The organism is Pseudomonas sp. Yb2C2 (genome assembly GCF_052112325.1).
Taxonomy (GTDB): domain Bacteria; phylum Pseudomonadota; class Gammaproteobacteria; order Pseudomonadales; family Pseudomonadaceae; genus Aquipseudomonas; species Aquipseudomonas marginalis.
This window is the reverse complement of record NZ_JAVAJK010000006.1, coordinates 249,936-265,403: the sequence shown is the minus strand read 5'-3', so window position 1 is coordinate 265,403 and position 15,468 is coordinate 249,936. Positions and strand designations below refer to the sequence as shown.

Here is a 15,468-nt window from a genome sequence, read left to right as displayed (position 1 = left end):
CAGGACGATAACGACAAAAAAATTGCGGTCATGGTTATGAGTAAAGCTGATGCCTTCGCCCAGGCGGGAAAAACTGCTGTATTGCAGAACATCCACGGCACCCTGCAGTTCCTGCAACGCTTCCCACCGTTCAACCAGATGGAAAACGCGCACCTGGCGTTTCTGGTGGAACAGTGCCAACTGCGCTTCTTCGGCCCCGGCGAGAGCATCCTCAAGCCGTCGGGCGGGCCGGTGGAACACTTCTACATCGTCAAGCAGGGCCGCGTCGTGGGTGAACGGCCGGACGCCACGCAAGCCACCTTCGAAATCACCACCGGCGAGTGTTTCCCCCTCGCGGCGCTGTTAGGTGAGCGCGCCACCCGCACCGAACACAAGGCCGCTGAAGACACCTTCTGCCTGCAACTGAACAAACCGGCCTTTATCAAGCTGTTCGCGCTGTCGAGCCCGTTCCGCGACTTCGCCCTGCGCGGTGTCAGCAGCCTGCTCGACCAGGTCAACCAGCAAGTGCAGCAAAAAGCCGTGGAAACCCTCGGTACCCAATATTCCCTGAATACCCGCCTGGGCGAATTGGCCATGCGCCATCCGGTCACCTGCAGCCCGCAGACACCGTTGCGCGAAGCGGTAACGCTGATGCATGAGCAGCAGGTGGGCAGCATTGTGATTGTCGATGAACACAAGGCGCCCCTGGGCATTTTCACCCTGCGCGACCTGCGCCAGGTGGTGGCCGACGGTACCGGCGACTTCAGCCAGGACATTGAAGGCCATATGACCCAGGCGCCGTTCTTTTTAACGCCGGACCACAGCGCCTTCGACGCGGCCATCGCCATGACCGAGCGGCATATCGCCCACGTCTGCCTGGTCAAGGACCAGCGTCTGTGCGGGGTGGTGTCCGAGCGCGACCTGTTTTCCCTGCAACGGGTCGACCTGGTGCACCTGGCCCGCACCATCCGCAATGCGCCACGGGTGGAGAACCTGGTAGCGCTGCGCGGCGAGATCGGCCAACTGGTGGAGCGCATGCTCGCCCATGGGGCGTCGTCTACCCAGATCACCCACATCATTACCCTGCTCAACGATCACACCGTGTGCCGGGTGATCGAGTTGACCCTGGCCGAAAAAGGCGATCCCGGCGTACCGTTCAGTTGGCTGTGTTTCGGCAGCGAAGGCCGGCGCGAGCAGACGCTGTACACCGACCAGGACAACGGCATCCTGTTCGAGGCCAGGGACGCGGTGGAAGCCGCCGAGATTCGCGAGCGGTTGCTGCCCCTGGCGCAACAGATCAACCAGAGCCTGGCGCTGTGCGGGTTCAGCCTGTGCAAGGGCAACATCATGGCCGGTAATCCCGAGCTGTGCCTCTCGCGGGCGGAATGGGCGCGGCGGTTTGCGGCGTTTATTCGCGAGGCGACGCCGGAAAACCTGCTGGGCTCGAGTATCTATTTTGACCTGCGCGTGGTGTGGGGCGATGAACGTGGCTGCGAGCAACTGCGCCAGGGCATTCTCGACCAGGTCGGGGATAACCGGCTGTTCCAGCGCATGCTGGCCGAGAACGCCTTGCGCCAGCGCCCGCCCGTAGGACGCTTTCGCGATTTTGTGCTGACGCGTAAAGGCGGGGAAAAGGCCACCCTCGACCTCAAGGTGCAGGGGCTTACCCCCTTTGTCGACGGCGCACGCCTGTTGGCCCTGGCCAACGGCATCCATGCCAATAACACCCTGGAGCGCCTGCGCCAGCTGGTGGTCAAGGAAGTGATCGAGCCCCTGGACGGCGCCGCCTATGAAGAGGCTTATCACTTTATCCAGCAAACCCGCATGCAACAGCATCAGTTGCAGACCCGCGAGAACCAGCCTTACTCCAACCGCGTCGACCCCGACAGCCTCAACCACCTGGACCGCCGCATCCTGCGCGAATCCCTGCGCCAGGCCCAGCGCCTGCAAAGCAGCCTGACCTTGCGGTATCAGCTGTGAGCTTGTTTGACTGGCTGCGCACAGCCAAGCCCAGACTGGATACCGCGCAACAACAGCGCCTGGAACAACTCTCCAAGCCCGCGGTGTTGGGCGACAGCACGTTGCGCAGCCAACGCTGGGTAGTGGTGGACCTGGAGACCAGCGGCCTGAATCTCAACCGTGACCAGGTGCTGTCCATCGGCGCGGTGGTGATCGAGGACGGCGCGGTGGATTTTTCCCAACTGTTCGAGCGCACCCTGCACCGCGCCGACACCAAACTCAGCCCCAGTGTGCTGATCCACGGCCTCGGCCCCAGCGCCATCGCGGCGGGCAGCGACCCGGCCGAGGCCCTGCTGGACTTCATGGAGTTCGTCGGCGACAGCCCGCTGCTCGCCTTCCACGCCCCATTCGATCAACACATGCTGGGCCGCGCGCTCAAGGACAGCCTGGGGTATCGACTGGCCCACACTTTCCTCGATGTGGCCGACATCGCCCCGCTGTTGTGCCCCGAGGCGCATATCCGCGAAGCCGGGTTGGACGACTGGGTCAACCACTTCAACCTGCACGTGGGCGAACGCCATCACGCCAGCGCCGATGCCCTGGCCACGGCGGAGCTGATGCTGATCCTGTTCAGCCGCGCGCGTCAGCAGCAGATCGATACGCCTCAGGCGCTGCAAGAGCGCTTGAGCCAATGGAAACGGCGTAAACACGCGCCATCGTTTTAATGTGATCTCCCGACAGACGCCAATTGCGCCCGCCCCACGCCTCTGACACAATCGCGAATAATTCTCGTTAGTTTAAACCTCTTGTTTATTCGGTGATGCCTTGTCGTCGGTCCAGAACCCACACAGTGAGCTTGTTGGCGCGTTGTACCGCGACCATCGTGGCTGGCTGCTGGCCTGGCTGCGGCGCAATGTGGCCTGCCCGAGCCGTGCCGAAGACCTGAGCCAGGACACCTTCATGCGCCTGCTCGGCCGTGACGAGTTGCGCGAGCCCCGCGAGCCACGGGCGTTTCTGGTGGCTATCGCCAAGGGCTTGCTGTTCGACTACTTCCGCCGCGCGGCCCTCGAACAGGCCTACCTCAGCGAACTGATGCTGATCCCGGAAAGCGAACACCCGTCGCCGGAAGAACAGCAACTGATCCTCGAAGACCTCAAGGCCATCGACCGCCTGCTCGGCAAGCTGTCGAGCAAGGCCCGCGCCGCCTTCCTCTATAACCGCCTCGACGGCCTGGGCCACGCCGAAATCGCCCAGCGCCTGGGCGTGTCGGTGCCGCGTGTGCGCCAGTACCTGGCCCAGGGCATTCGCCAGTGCTACATCGCCCTGTATGGCGAGCCGCTGTGAACGTGATCAGCTCCAAGCCCGTGTCGGCCCGTGTCCTGGATGCGGCGATTGCCTGGCAGTTGTCCCTCGATTCGGGTGATGGCAGCGCGGTGGAGCGCGAAGAATTCAACAAATGGCTGGCCAGCGATGAAGAGCACGCCCGTGCCTGGCGCCAACTGGGCATGCTCGACCAGCGTTTCAGCGTGGCCTCGGGCCCGGCGCGGGCGGCGTTGTTACAGTCGCGCGAGGGCATTCGCCAGCGCGTGCGCAAGCTCGGCAGCGGCCTGGCGAGCATTGCGCTGGTGTGCGGCCTGGCGTTGTTTGCCGGCGAGCGCTACGTGCCGATCCACTATTGGCTGGCCGACCAGCGCACCGCCACCGGCGAGCAGCGCACGCTGAAACTGGCGGACGGTACGTTGATCAACCTCAACACCCACAGCGCCATCGACGTGCGCTTCGATGAGAAGCGCCGGCTGATCGTGTTGCAGGAAGGCGAAATCCTCGTCGAAACCGGCCACAACGATGCGCGCCCGTTTTATGTGCAAACCCGCGACGGCAGCCTGCGCGCGCTGGGCACGCGGTTTATCGTCAAGCGCGAAGACGACGCCACGCGCCTGAGCGTGCTGCAATCGGCGGTGGGCGCCCAGCCCGAAGCGCTGGCGCAGGAACAGGTGTTCAAGGCAGGCCAGCAAGTGCTGATGCGCAGCGACGGCCTCGGCCCTGCCCTGGCCGTCACGCCCGCCAGCGATGCCTGGACGCGCGGCATGCTGGTGGTCGACAACGTCCGCCTGGGCGATGTGGTGCAGGAACTCAGCCGCTACCGTACAGGCCATCTCGGGGTGGATAAAGACGTGGCCGACCTGCGCATCACCGGCAGCTTCCCGCTGCACGACACCACCCTGGCGCTCAACGCGCTGCTGCCGACCCTGCCGGTGCAGATCGAACAGCACACGCCGTGGTGGGTGACAGTGGTCGCCAAGACACCTGAGGCCAAATAAAAAATATTTTCCACCGGCCCTATCACTTTTGAAATCTCGCTCGGCACATAGGCAATTGCGAATTACTTCCATTCAGGAGCCGCCCTATGTCCCGCACGCTAGACACCTTGTTGCGCCCCAGCCTGTTAGCCGTGGCCATTGCCCTCAGCGCCCCGCTGGCCAGCACTGCGCTGATTGCCGCCGAACAAGCCTCCAGCGTGCGCGCCTACAACCTGCCGGCCGCGCCCTTGACCAGCACCCTGAACCAGATCGCCAGCCAGGCCGGCCTGGCACTGACCCTCAACCCAGCGTTGGCCTCGGGCAAGACCTCGGCCCCGGTCCAGGGCCAGTTCGATGCACCGGGTGCACTGCGTGAAGCCTTGCGTGGCACCGGGTTGCAGCTGGAGCAGAGCAGCGCGGGCACGTACACGCTGGTGGCGGTTCCGGAGGGGGTGATGGCGCTGCCGGTGACTAACATCACAGGGCAAGATGGCAACCAGGAAAGTGCCTGGGGTCCGGTCCAAGGCTACCTGGCCACACGCACCGCCGCCGGCACCAAGACCGACACCGCCCTGGTGGAGGCCCCGCGTTCGATCTCCGTGGCCACCCGCGAGCAAATGCAGGATCGCAACGTGCAGAACCTGGACGACGCGGTCAAATACATGCCCGGCATCGTGTCCGCCAGCTATGGCAGCGACACCCGCTACGACTGGATGCGCGTGCGCGGCTTCGAGCCCACCCAGTTCCTCGACGGCCTGCCATTGCCGCGCGGCGTGTACGCCAACCCCAAAGCGGAAACCTGGAACCTCGACCGCCTCGCCCTGCTGCGTGGCCCGGCCTCGTCGGTGTACGGCCAGACCCCACCGGGCGGCCTGCTGGACATGGTCAGCCGACGCCCCAGCGCAGAGTCGAGCAACGCCATCCAGGTGCAATACGGCAGCGACAACTACCGCCAGATCAACTTCGCCAGCACCGGCAAGATCGATGATGAAGGCCAATTCCTCTATGGCCTCAGCGGCGTGGTACGCGATGCCGGCACCCAGGTCGATCACATCGACAACAAGCGCTACAACATTGCGCCGAGCCTGACCTGGAACATCGATACCGACACCAAGCTGACCCTGCTCTCGCAGTTCACCCGTGACGATACCGGGACCACCAGCCAGTTCATGCCGATCCAGGGCACCAAGATCAAATCGCCGCTGGGCGAGGTCTCCCACCACAAGAATCTGGGCGACCCGGACTACGAGTTCTATGATCGCACCTACTACGCGCTGGGCTATGCCTTCGAGCATCGTTTCAACGACACCTGGCAGTTCAAGCAAAACCTGCGCTACACCAAGTCGGATCTGTCGTTCCAGCAACTGACCGTGGGTTCCTACGCGTTCTCCCCCGCGGATGCAGCGGGCAATATCAGCCGCTCGACCACCAACGTCGACGAGGACATCGGCCAGTTCGCAGTGGATAACAACTTCCAGGCAGACTTTGTCACTGGCGATGTCATCCACACCCTGCTGCTCGGCCTGGACCACCAGCGCACCGATACCTCCTATCGCGCGATATTCGGGACGGCCTCGGGCACCAATATTTTCAACCCGATCAATACCCAGCCAACCCTGCGCCCGACCGATGTCCGACCTTTTTACGACTACAACCAGAAAACCGTGCAGACCGGTCTCTACGTGCAGGACCAGATGGCCCTGGACAAGTGGCGCCTGACCCTGGGCGGGCGTGAAGATTGGGTGCATCAGGGCACCACCTACTTCAACGACAGCGATGCGACCAACACTGACCGCATCAAACACTTCAGCGGCAACGCGGCGCTGAGCTATGTATTCGACTCGGGCTTCGTACCCTACTTGTCCTACGCCGAGTCGTTTCAACCGGCGAGCAACGCCGATACAAACGCGCTCAAGACGTTCAAGCCCACCGAAGGCAAGCAGTGGGAAATGGGGGTCAAGTATCAGCCGCCCGGCTCCAATACGTTGCTCAGTGCAGCGGTCTACGACCTGACCCAGAAGAATGTGCAGGTGACCACCCTCGGCGCTGGGGGCCAGCAGATCAACAGCCAGACCGGCGAAGTGAAGGTCAAGGGCCTGGAGTTGGAAGCCGTGTCCGATGTGACCGAGAACCTTAAGGTCATCGCCGCCTATACCTTGGCAAAATCCGAAGTGCAGAAAGGCATCTACAAAGGCAACCGCCTGACACTGATGCCCAACCAGCAAGCCTCGCTGTGGACCGACTACACCTGGCACACCGGTGTGCTTGACGGTTTCGGCATCGGCTTTGGCGCCCGTTACACCGGCAACACCTATGGCGACCAGGCCAACACCTGGCTGGGAAAGGCCAACGCCTATACCGTGTTTGACGGTGCGGTGCATTACGACCTGGGCCGCCTGGACAACAGCCTCAAGGGTGCATCGGTCAAGTTGAACGCCACCAACCTGTTCAACAAGGACTACCTGTCGACCTGTGATGGCAACTACTGCTACTTCGGCGACCAGCGCAGCGTCGTCGCCAGCGCCACCTACCAGTGGTAATCGACCGCTTATGTGGGCGGCTTTGGCGTGTTTGAAGCATGAGTCTCTACACAACTTCAATAGGCTAATGCGTAGCAGCTGTCGAGCCTTGGCGAGGCTGCGTTTGCGGTGTGTCAGGCATAACGCAAACGCAGCCTCGCTTGCGCTCGTCAGCTGCTACAAGGCTAGAAAATGAAAAGCAAAACCATCCGCCGCTGGTCCTTCATCCACACCTGGACCAGCCTGATCTGCACGGTGTTCCTGCTGCTGCTCGCCCTCACCGGCCTGCCGCTGGTGTTTCACCATGAGATCGACCACCTGCTGGGCAACGAGCCCGATCTGGCGCAGATGCCTGCCGATACGCCACAGCTCGACCTTGAGCAGCTGGTGAGCAAGGCCCAGGCCCATCGCCCGGGCGAGGCCATGCAATACCTGGCGTGGGATGAAGATGACAAGAACGGCGTGATCGCGATCATGGCCGCCACAGCGGGCACCGAGCCCAACTCGTCCCACACCTTCATGCTCGATGCGCGCACCGGCGACGCGGTCGAGATGCCTTCGGCCAATGGCGGCTTCACCCTGTTCCTGCTGCGCCTGCATGTGGATATGTTCGCCGGCCTGCCGGGCAAGTTGCTGCTGGCGTTCATGGGCATTCTGTTTGTGCTCGCGATTGTCTCGGGCACGGTGCTGTACCTGCCATTCATGCGCCGCTTGAAGTTCGCCACGGTGCGCCAGGACAAGTCCAGGCGCCTGCGCTGGCTCGACCTGCATAACCTGATCGGCGTGGTCACCCTGACCTGGGCGCTGGTGGTGGGCGTGACCGGCGTGATCAGCGCCTGTGCCGACTTGATCATCGCCGCCTGGCGCACCGACAGCCTCAGCGCGATGATCGAACCCTACAAAAACGCCCCGCCCCTGACCCAACGCGCCCCCGCGAGCGAGCTGCTGAGCATCGCCGCCAAGGCCGCGCCCGGCATGCAGCCGGACTTTATCGCCTTCCCCGGCACACGCTTTTCCAGCGAGCACCATTACGCAGTGTTCATGAAGGGCAGCACACACCTGACCTCGCACCTGCTCACGCCGGTCCTGATCGACGCCAGCACCCTGGCCGTCACCGCCATCGCCGAACGGCCGTGGTACATGGACGCCATGGGCATGTCGCAACCACTGCACTTCGGCGACTACGGCGGCATGCCGATGAAGATCCTCTGGGCGGCGCTGGATGTGCTGACCATCATCGTGCTGGTGAGCGGGATTTACTTGTGGATCGTGCGGCGCAAGGCGGGCAAGGCATGAAGCCAAGGCAGTCGAGTTTCTGGAGGGTATTTGGCATTCCCCTGGGGATTGGCCTGCTCAGCGCCGCCGGGTTGTTTGCGGCGTTGCTGGGGGATGGGCTGTGGGATTCGTTGAGTTGGGTGGGGTTGGGCATCCCCGCGTTGATCGGCGCATGGGCCCTCCTGTAGGAGCCGGCTTGCCGGCGAAAAACCAGAGAGCACCGCGTCAAAGCAGACGCGCTGCGTTATCGTTAACGTTCTTCGCGAGCAAGCTCGCTCCTACAGAGGAAAGCCCATGTCTGCGCCCAGCATGACCTTGTTCCACAACCCCGCGTCACCGTTCGTGCGTAAAGTCCGCGTGCTGCTGGCCGAGACCGGCCAGCAGGACCGCGTCGCCCTGCATGGCTGCATGCCGACCCCGGTCAACCCCGATGCGCAGCTGGTGCAAGACAACCCCGTGGGCAAGATCCCGGCCCTGCGCCTGGCCGACGGCAGCGTGCTGCACGACAGCCGGGTGATCCTCGATTACTTCGACCACCAGCACGTCGGCAACCCGCTGATCCCCCGCGATGGCTCGGCCCGCTGGCGCCGCCTGACCCTGGCTTCGATGGCCGACGGCATCATGGATGCCGCCGTGCTGGTGCGCTACGAGACCGCCCTGCGCCCGGTGGAAAAACACTGGGCGCAGTGGCTCGACGAACAGCGCAACAAGATCCGCCGCGCCCTCGCCGAGCTGGAACAGGACGCCATTGCCGAACTGACCAGCCACTTCGATATCGCTTCGATCAGCGTGGCCTGCGCCCTGGGTTACCTCGACTTCCGTCATCCCGACATGCAATGGCGCTTGGATAACCCCAAGCTTGCCGCCTGGTACCTCGAGGTCAGCCAGCGGCCTTCGATGCAGCAGACCCAGCCGCCGGCCTAGCGGGCCTGTTGTAGTGAGCGGGCTTGCCCCGCGCTGGGTGGCGAAGCCGCCCCAAAACCTGCAATGGCGGTCCATCTGGAGAAACTCATTGCCTGGAATGGGGCCGCTTCGCGCCCCAGCGCGGGGCAAGCCCGCTCACCACAACAGCACTTCGCCACACTGGAAATAGCGCATTGATTTTGCCCACCAACAGCACCCGCGCCTGCTGATCCTCGCGCAACCCGATCATTGCACTGCCTCCAGGTCGAACTGCAGCGGCTCGGCCGCCTTGCGCTTGCCCACGCCGTACCAATCCAGCTTACGCGTCAACACCATCACCGTACCCAGCAGCCCGAACAGCAGCAGCGAGCCCATCAGCAGCGCGTAGTCCTCGGCACTCAACAGCCCGTAAAGCAAGCCATACAGCGCCGCCAGCCCCGCCGAAAACCCCAGGCCATGGGCAACGCTGCGCAGCACGTGGCACACGTAGAACCCGATCAACAGCACGCAGGCACTCGCCGAAATCAGGTAGGCCAAGGCAAAGCCCAGGTGCTCGGACAACGACAACAACAGCAGGTAGAAGAACGCCAAGGCAACGCCCACCAATGCGTACTGGACGGGGTGCACCGCCAGGCTCTTGAGCACTTCGAACAGGAAGAAACCGGCAAAGGTCAGGGCGATAAACAGCAGCGCGTATTTGATCGCGCGGTCGCTCTTGAGGTACTGGTCCACCGGATCGATGAAGTTCACGCCGAAGCTGCGGTTGTTGAAGTCGTTGCAGCCCTGGCCGTCCAGGCACGTTTGCAGGGCCTGTTCGAGGTTGGTGGAAAAGAATGAGGTCTGCCAGTTGGCCGTGAAGCCGTTGTCAGTCACTTCGCGCTGGGCCGGCAGGAAGTTGCCGATAAAACTGGGGTGCGGCCAGTTGGAGGCCAGGGACACCTGACTGGTCTTGCCCACCGGCACCACTTGCAGTTGCTCGGTGCCTTGCAGGCGCAGGTCGAAGGCGAAGTCCACTACAGCCGGTTTCTTGCTGTCCTGCTCCGGCAATGCCACATGCACGCCCTCCCCCAGCCAGTCCACTTGGGAGCCCGGCTCGAACTCCAGGCGCTGGCTGCCCAGCTCCAGCTTCAGCGCATTTTCGATGCCGCGAATATCGCTGATCCCCACCGCCAGAAACGCCGGTTCGAAGCGGTAATCGGCAAAGTCTTCGGTGATGCCCAACTGTGCCGGCAGCTCGAAACGCCCACTGATACGGTTGTCGGCATGGAACAGCCGCGCCTGGTAAATCCCCCGTGCGCGCAGTTCGGTCTGCACCTTGCCGTCGAGCTCAAAACGGTCCGGCAGGAAATACAGGCGCCCCCGCTCTTCACGGGTGACCTCGTAGCGCTTGTTGAGCTTTTCATTGAGCTTCCACTCGCGCACGGTCTTGCGATACGGCACCACCATCACCGGGCCGGTGAGGCGCTGGGCGTAGCTGGAACTTCGGGCGATGTCCATCAGGACGCCGTCGCGCAGTTGCTGGCGGTCACTGATGATGCCGTTGATCATCAGCAATGGAATCAGCAACAGCAGGATCAGCAGCGCAATCGCGCCAAGTTTGAAAAGCAGGCTGCGGTTCATGGGTCTCTCCCTGTTTTGATGGGGGAGAGTCTGGGCCGCCCGTGTGGGGGATTTATGAGGGCAATGTGGAGACTGTGTGGAGATGCAGCACCACGTGCACGCCGCCCGGCACATTGCCGATCTGCAAGGTGCCGCCGTGCAGCTTCATGACTTCCTCGACAAAGTTGAGGCCCAGGCCGGTGCTCTTGCGCCCGCTGCCGGGACGCGGCAAGGAATAGAAGCGCTCGCTGAGGCGCGGCAGGGCATAGTCGGGGATAGGCGCGGCCTGGTTGAACAGGCTCACCTGCACGTCGTTGTGCAGCGTCTGTGCGCTGAATCTCAACACGCCACCGGGCGGTGTGAAGTCCAGCGCGTTGTCCAGCAAGTTGCCCAGTGCCTGGCGCAACAGGAAGGGCTCGCCAAACACCTTCACATCCGCCGCAATCCCTTGCTCGACGTGCAGCCCGGCGCCTTCGATTCGCGCACATTGGGCGTTGAGTACGTCATCGACCAAGGCCGCCAGCGGGATACTCGCCTGCGCCTCCAACCCCTGGCGTTGCTCCACCTGCGCCAGGTTCAGCAGACGTTCGATCAACTGCTGCAGGCGCGCGCTTTCGCTGTCGATATTGCCGACGAAGCGCTGCTGCTGTTCGCGGCTCATCTCGCCCTGCAACAGCTCGGCCGCGCCGCGAATCGCTGCCAGCGGGCTTTTCAATTCATGGGTCAGGGTGTGCACGTAATGTTCGACGTAGGCCTTGCCCTCCAGTTGCGTGCGCATGTGCTCGACGGCGGTGGACAGCTGCTTCAGCTCGCCGCCGCGATAATGCGGCAGCTCTGCCCTTCGGCCTTCACTGACGGCTTCGGCGTAGGCGGTCAGGCGACGCAGTGCAACGCTCAGCCACCACGACAGCAACGCACCGAGCAACAGGCCGAGGATGACCAGGCCCGCGCCGTACCACAGCAGGCGGCGCTCAGTGCGGTCGACATACGGCTGCAACGAGCTGTTGGGCTTGGCCACGGTGACCACGCCGATGATCTGCCCGTTATCGCGGATCGGTGCGCCGACGTGCATCACCGATGAGGTGGGGTCATCCGCTGCGCTACGGGTGGAGCGCGCGCCGTATTCGCCGCGCAGGGTCAGGTAGACGTCGTTCCACTTCGAGTAGTCCTGGCCCACGGCTTCGCCCGTGGAGTCGAGCAGCACGGTGCCTTTGGCGTCGGTCACGTAGATACGGTGGTTGACCTGGTTTTTCGCCAGCCCCCAGATGGTCGCGCCGGGCTGGCGGTTGCCATAGGCCTTGAGTAATTCGGGCCAGTGGCTCTGGCCGAGGGTGCCGTGCTTCACGTCATCGCGCAGGATTTCGGCCAGCAGGTTGGCGGTGTCCACCAGGGTTTCTTCAGTGGACTGGCGCACGCCGGGGCGGATTTCCTTCATCACGGTGCTGAGCACGAAGTAACCGGTGAGGCCGATAAACAGCGCATACACCAGGAAAATCCGCAGCCCCAGGCGCATCAGCTGTTGCTCGGGCTGTAGCTGTAGCCGAGGCCGCGATGGGTCTGGATCGGCTCGGCATCGGGGGCCACGCTGCGTAACTTGCTGCGCAGGCTCTTGATGTGGCTGTCGATATTGCGCTCGTAACCGGCGTCGGCCGCCACGCCCACCGCGTCCAGCAACTGCTCGCGGCTGAACACCCGCTCGGGTTGCTCCAGCAGGCTTTGCAGCAGGCGGAATTCATGCCGGGTCAGGCTCAGGGGTTGGCCGCGATAGCTGATTTGCATGCGCTCCAGATCGACCTGGAACAGCGCCGGCGCCACACCAGGGCCGACGCGCTTGAGGATCGCCCGCACCCGCGCCGCCACTTCCCGTGGGCTGAACGGCTTGACCACATAATCGTCGGCGCCGATCTCCAGCCCCACCACGCGGTCGATCTCGCCATCCCGCGCGCTGAGGAACATCACCGGCACTTCACTGAAACGGCGCAATTGCTTGCAGGTTTCAAAACCGCTGATGTCCGGCAGGCCGATGTCGAGGATGATCAGGTCGGCCGGGGTCTGGCGCTGATGGGCCAACGCCTCCTGGCCGAGGCTCAGCCAAGTGGTGGTAAAGCCCTCGCCTTGCAAGGCGAATATCAGCGTGTCGGCTATCGCCGCTTCGTCTTCGACAATCAGGATGTGGGGCATGGGTTCAAATCAGCAGTCCGGTTTGTCGGCAGTGTAGCGACGGGCCGGGTTTACTGCTGCGCCAAATTCACGCAAGGCCTTGGCGCCGATCAGCAACGGGTAATTGAAGCTGCTGCGGTCGGTGAGGTTGACCTCGACGGTACGCTTGACGTTGCCCAGGCACATTTCCAGGTCGATCACCGGGCGCTTGGTCACAGAGGCTTCGTCTTTTTCGTCGTCTTCGTCGGCGCGGCTCTTGATCTTGCTGATGCGCGAGACCTTGTGCTCGTAGACCTTGTTGGTAGCGTCCTTGCCGCCGAGGCGGAAGCGCACCCAGTCGTCACCGTCACGGGTGAAGGTCTCGATGTCACGGGCCGACAGCGAGGCGGTCAGCGCGCCGGTGTCCATTTTGGCCTTGAAGGTTTCGCCGATCTCCGGCAACTGGATGTATTCGTAGCGACCGTAAAGGGTCGGCTCGGCGGCCATGACAGGCAGGGCAACCAGGGCGAGGGAGGCAAGAAGCAGTTTCACGAAGTGATTTCCTCGGAAAGAAGTAGGCGGATTCTAGACCGCAAAGACAGCACTTAGTTAGTCACGCCCACCATAACTGGCACATTGTGAAACATTCGTACGGCCATTTGCGATTTGGCCTCTAGACTCAGCTTGCTTATGATGGCCCGCCCACAAGATTCCAAGAGTTACTTATGCGCCGCCTGCTCACCGGCTGTTTGGTTTCACTGCTGCTGTTGCTCAACACCCTGGTCTTGATCGGGCCGCTGCTGGTGTTTGCCCTGCTCAAACTGGTGGCGCCCGGGCGCTATCGGGACTACGCCTCATGGGCGGTGATGTGGATTGCCGAGACCTGGGCCGAGATCGACAAGCTTATTTTCGCCTTGTGCATCCCCACCCAATGGGACATTCGCGGCGGCGACGAGCTGCGCGGCGACACCAGCTACCTGGTGATCAGCAACCACCAATCCTGGGTGGACATCCCGGCGCTGATCCAGGCCCTCAACCGCCGCACACCGTTCTTCAAATTCTTCCTGAAAAAAGAACTGATCTGGGTGCCCTTCCTGGGCCTGGCCTGGTGGGCACTGGATTACCCATTCATGAAACGCTACACCAAGGTGTTCCTGGCCAAACACCCGGAGCTGGCAGGGCAGGATTTAAAGATCACCAAGGAGGCGTGCGAGCTGTTCAAGCGCCAGCCGGTGACCGTGGTCAATTACCTCGAAGGCACGCGGTTCAGCGAGGCCAAGCGCAAGCAGCAGGCTTCGCCATTCACTCACTTACTCAAGCCCAAGGCGGGCGGCGTGGCGTTTGTGCTGGCGGCAATGGGCGAACAGCTGGACGCCGTGCTCGACGTGACCGTGGTCTATCCGCAGCAAAAGATTCCGGGGTTCTGGGATTTGATCAGCGGCGCGGTGCCCAAGGTGATCATCGACATCCAGACCCGTGAGCTGGACCCGGCGTTGTGGCAGGGGGATTACGAGAATGATCCGGCGTTTCGCCAGACCGTCCAGAACTGGGTCAACCAGCTCTGGACGCAGAAGGATGCGCGCATCGAACAACTGCGCGCGGAGCGTATTTAGCTACCGGTGCCCCAGGTCTGGGCCAGTTTACCCAGCAGCGAGCTGTTGGCGCCCTGCCCGCCCAGGTATTGCAGGATCACCGGAGCAAACTGGCTGACCATCCCGCTGTCCATGCCCAGTGCGCTGAACGCGGTGTTCAGGTCGCTGGTGTTCTTCACGTTACCCAGCAGGCCGTCCAGGCCGCTGGTCTTGCTGCCGCCGGCCTGGCCGAGCATCCCGCTCAAGGCCCCGAGGCTGCCCAATGCATTGTTACCCGACAGTTGGTCGAGGCCCGGCACGCTGTTGCCCAGCTGCGAATAGTCGTTGCCGCTGAGTTTGTTCTTGGCCAGGCCCAGCATCGCGCCGGTACCGCCGACGGCCTGCTCGGGGGTGATGTTCAGTTGCGAGGTCAGGGCGCTGAGCAGGCCGGCCGTCTCGGACGACGGTGCAGCAGCTGCGGCCTTGTTGTTGCCCCCTTGCATGCCGGAAATGGCATTGGCCGCGTCGCCAAGGCTGAACCCTGCGGCAAACACCGGGGTGGCGGCCAGGCTCATCAGGCAGGAAAAGGCGAAACCGCGTGAAATCTTCATCGAGACAACCTCTGGGTGTAGGGGGTGAAAGCAGGCGTTTGACTGGGTATCCGGCGCATTGTTCCGGGCGCCCCAGGAACCCAATGGCCAGGTCAGAGTCCATGAAACAACGTCAAAAACTTGCCAGGAAACAGCCCTATGAGCGCGACCCGTCCCCAAGTGATTGAGCCCAAGCCCCCCTTCTGGAGCCGCCCCCGTCTGTTTATCGGTGTGTGCGTGGCCATAGTCGCCGGCCTCGGCGGCGCGTTTTACACCCAGGACAACGTCAAGTCCGCCGCCACCCTGATCACCACCACCCAACAGCCGGCGGCGCAGATCATGGCGCACAAGGATTACCTGGAAGTGCAACCCATCGCCATCACCGCACCCGCGCCGGACCAGAGCCTGGAACTGTGGGCGATACCCGACGGCGGCAAGCCCGTGTCACTTGGACTGATACCAAAGGATGGCGAGGGCATCATCGGCTTGAACCCGAGGCAGCAGGCCTCGATCAGCAAACCGGTGGAATTGATGGTGAGTGCGGAGAGCAAAGGCGGCTCAGTGAGCAAGCAACCGACGGGACCGACCGTCTATCAGGGGGCTTTGGCCAACCGCTGATGTTCCAAACACCACA

Annotated in this window: 15 protein-coding genes; 10 read left to right on the top strand and 5 right to left on the bottom strand. The window is 62.9% G+C overall.

Features of this window, described 5'->3' with window-relative positions; translation table 11 throughout:
* The first annotated feature begins 36 nt into the window (after positions 1–36).
* The 8 genes from Q8X51_RS10995 to Q8X51_RS10960 all read left to right on the top strand — a co-directional run bounded on the left by Q8X51_RS10995 (position 37) and on the right by Q8X51_RS10960 (position 8,956).
* Positions 37–1,959, top strand: a complete 1,923-nt coding sequence (locus tag Q8X51_RS10995; protein ID WP_407693705.1) for a putative nucleotidyltransferase substrate binding domain-containing protein — start codon at positions 37–39, stop codon at positions 1,957–1,959.
* On the top strand, positions 1,956–2,663 hold the full coding sequence (locus tag Q8X51_RS10990; protein ID WP_065925427.1) for a 3'-5' exonuclease: 708 nt from the start codon (positions 1,956–1,958) through the stop codon (positions 2,661–2,663). The genes Q8X51_RS10995 and Q8X51_RS10990 overlap by 4 nt, the downstream gene beginning before the upstream one ends.
* A gap of 100 nt (positions 2,664–2,763) precedes the next feature.
* Positions 2,764–3,282, top strand: coding sequence for an RNA polymerase sigma factor (locus Q8X51_RS10985; RefSeq protein WP_027605963.1), 519 nt, complete (start codon positions 2,764–2,766; stop codon positions 3,280–3,282).
* Positions 3,279–4,259, top strand: coding sequence for a FecR domain-containing protein (locus Q8X51_RS10980; RefSeq protein WP_407693646.1), 981 nt, complete (start codon positions 3,279–3,281; stop codon positions 4,257–4,259). The genes Q8X51_RS10985 and Q8X51_RS10980 overlap by 4 nt, the downstream gene beginning before the upstream one ends.
* 86 nt (positions 4,260–4,345) lie before the next feature.
* Positions 4,346–6,778 (top strand): TonB-dependent siderophore receptor, encoded by a 2,433-nt coding sequence (locus Q8X51_RS10975; RefSeq protein WP_065947475.1) that lies wholly within the window; start codon positions 4,346–4,348, stop codon positions 6,776–6,778.
* Positions 6,779–6,949: 171 nt separating this feature from the next.
* Positions 6,950–8,053, top strand: a complete 1,104-nt coding sequence (locus Q8X51_RS10970) for a PepSY-associated TM helix domain-containing protein (protein ID WP_407693647.1) — start codon at positions 6,950–6,952, stop codon at positions 8,051–8,053.
* Positions 8,050–8,220: a DUF4175 domain-containing protein gene (locus Q8X51_RS10965; RefSeq protein ID WP_137212390.1), complete on the top strand. Its 171-nt coding sequence runs from the start codon at positions 8,050–8,052 to the stop codon at positions 8,218–8,220. The genes Q8X51_RS10970 and Q8X51_RS10965 overlap by 4 nt, the downstream gene beginning before the upstream one ends.
* A gap of 106 nt (positions 8,221–8,326) precedes the next feature.
* Positions 8,327–8,956 carry a glutathione S-transferase gene (locus Q8X51_RS10960; RefSeq protein ID WP_065947477.1) on the top strand — a complete coding sequence of 210 codons (630 nt, stop codon included), beginning with the start codon at positions 8,327–8,329 and terminating at the stop codon, positions 8,954–8,956.
* A gap of 225 nt (positions 8,957–9,181) precedes the next feature.
* On the opposite strand, the gene creD is transcribed toward Q8X51_RS10960, so the two are convergent.
* The 4 genes from creD to rloA2 are packed head-to-tail and all read right to left on the bottom strand — an operon-like array spanning position 9,182 to position 13,225.
* On the bottom strand, positions 9,182–10,555 hold the full coding sequence (gene creD / locus Q8X51_RS10955) for a cell envelope integrity protein CreD (RefSeq protein ID WP_065925432.1): 1,374 nt from the start codon (positions 10,553–10,555) through the stop codon (positions 9,182–9,184).
* A 52-nt stretch (positions 10,556–10,607) separates the two neighbouring features.
* Positions 10,608–12,047, bottom strand: coding sequence for a two-component system sensor histidine kinase CreC (creC, locus tag Q8X51_RS10950; RefSeq protein ID WP_407693648.1), 1,440 nt, complete (start codon positions 12,045–12,047; stop codon positions 10,608–10,610).
* Positions 12,047–12,715 carry a two-component system response regulator CreB gene (gene creB, locus Q8X51_RS10945; protein ID WP_407693649.1) on the bottom strand — a complete coding sequence of 223 codons (669 nt, stop codon included), beginning with the start codon at positions 12,713–12,715 and terminating at the stop codon, positions 12,047–12,049. The genes creC and creB overlap by 1 nt, the downstream gene beginning before the upstream one ends.
* 9 nt (positions 12,716–12,724) lie before the next feature.
* Complete coding sequence (gene rloA2, locus Q8X51_RS10940; protein WP_065925434.1) at positions 12,725–13,225, bottom strand: retropepsin-like aspartic peptidase RloA2; 501 nt, start codon at positions 13,223–13,225, stop codon at positions 12,725–12,727.
* Between the two features lie 173 nt (positions 13,226–13,398).
* Between rloA2 and Q8X51_RS10935 the strand changes: the two genes are divergently transcribed.
* Positions 13,399–14,286 (top strand): acyltransferase, encoded by an 888-nt coding sequence (locus Q8X51_RS10935; protein ID WP_065925435.1) that lies wholly within the window; start codon positions 13,399–13,401, stop codon positions 14,284–14,286.
* Here the strand turns inward: Q8X51_RS10935 and Q8X51_RS10930 are convergent.
* Entirely contained in the window at positions 14,283–14,855 is a 573-nt protein-coding gene (locus Q8X51_RS10930; protein WP_407693650.1) for a DUF2780 domain-containing protein, read from the bottom strand. The two genes, Q8X51_RS10935 and Q8X51_RS10930, sit on opposite strands and share 4 nt — an antisense overlap.
* Positions 14,856–14,993: 138 nt before the next feature.
* Here Q8X51_RS10930 and Q8X51_RS10925 point away from each other — a divergent pair, with 138 nt between their 5' ends.
* On the top strand, positions 14,994–15,452 hold the full coding sequence (locus Q8X51_RS10925) for an anti-sigma factor (protein ID WP_065925437.1): 459 nt from the start codon (positions 14,994–14,996) through the stop codon (positions 15,450–15,452).
* The last annotated feature ends 16 nt before the right edge of the window (positions 15,453–15,468 follow it).

What these genes read in the sequence shown, in the direction of transcription:
- Q8X51_RS10975 (WP_065947475.1), top strand. Translation starts at nt 4,346, where the DNA reads ATGTCCCGCACGCTAGACACCTTGTTGCGCCCCAGCCTGTTAGCCGTG.
- creC (WP_407693648.1), bottom strand. Translation starts at nt 12,047, where the DNA reads ATGCGCCTGGGGCTGCGGATTTTCCTGGTGTATGCGCTGTTTATCGGC.
- Q8X51_RS10970 (WP_407693647.1), top strand. Translation starts at nt 6,950, where the DNA reads ATGAAAAGCAAAACCATCCGCCGCTGGTCCTTCATCCACACCTGGACC.
- creB (WP_407693649.1), bottom strand. Translation starts at nt 12,715, where the DNA reads ATGCCCCACATCCTGATTGTCGAAGACGAAGCGGCGATAGCCGACACG.
- Q8X51_RS10960 (WP_065947477.1), top strand. Translation starts at nt 8,327, where the DNA reads ATGTCTGCGCCCAGCATGACCTTGTTCCACAACCCCGCGTCACCGTTC.
- creD (WP_065925432.1), bottom strand. Translation starts at nt 10,555, where the DNA reads ATGAACCGCAGCCTGCTTTTCAAACTTGGCGCGATTGCGCTGCTGATC.
- Q8X51_RS10935 (WP_065925435.1), top strand. Translation starts at nt 13,399, where the DNA reads ATGCGCCGCCTGCTCACCGGCTGTTTGGTTTCACTGCTGCTGTTGCTC.
- Q8X51_RS10930 (WP_407693650.1), bottom strand. Translation starts at nt 14,855, where the DNA reads ATGAAGATTTCACGCGGTTTCGCCTTTTCCTGCCTGATGAGCCTGGCC.
- Q8X51_RS10925 (WP_065925437.1), top strand. Translation starts at nt 14,994, where the DNA reads ATGAGCGCGACCCGTCCCCAAGTGATTGAGCCCAAGCCCCCCTTCTGG.
- Q8X51_RS10995 (WP_407693705.1), top strand. Translation starts at nt 37, where the DNA reads ATGAGTAAAGCTGATGCCTTCGCCCAGGCGGGAAAAACTGCTGTATTG.
- Q8X51_RS10965 (WP_137212390.1), top strand. Translation starts at nt 8,050, where the DNA reads ATGAAGCCAAGGCAGTCGAGTTTCTGGAGGGTATTTGGCATTCCCCTG.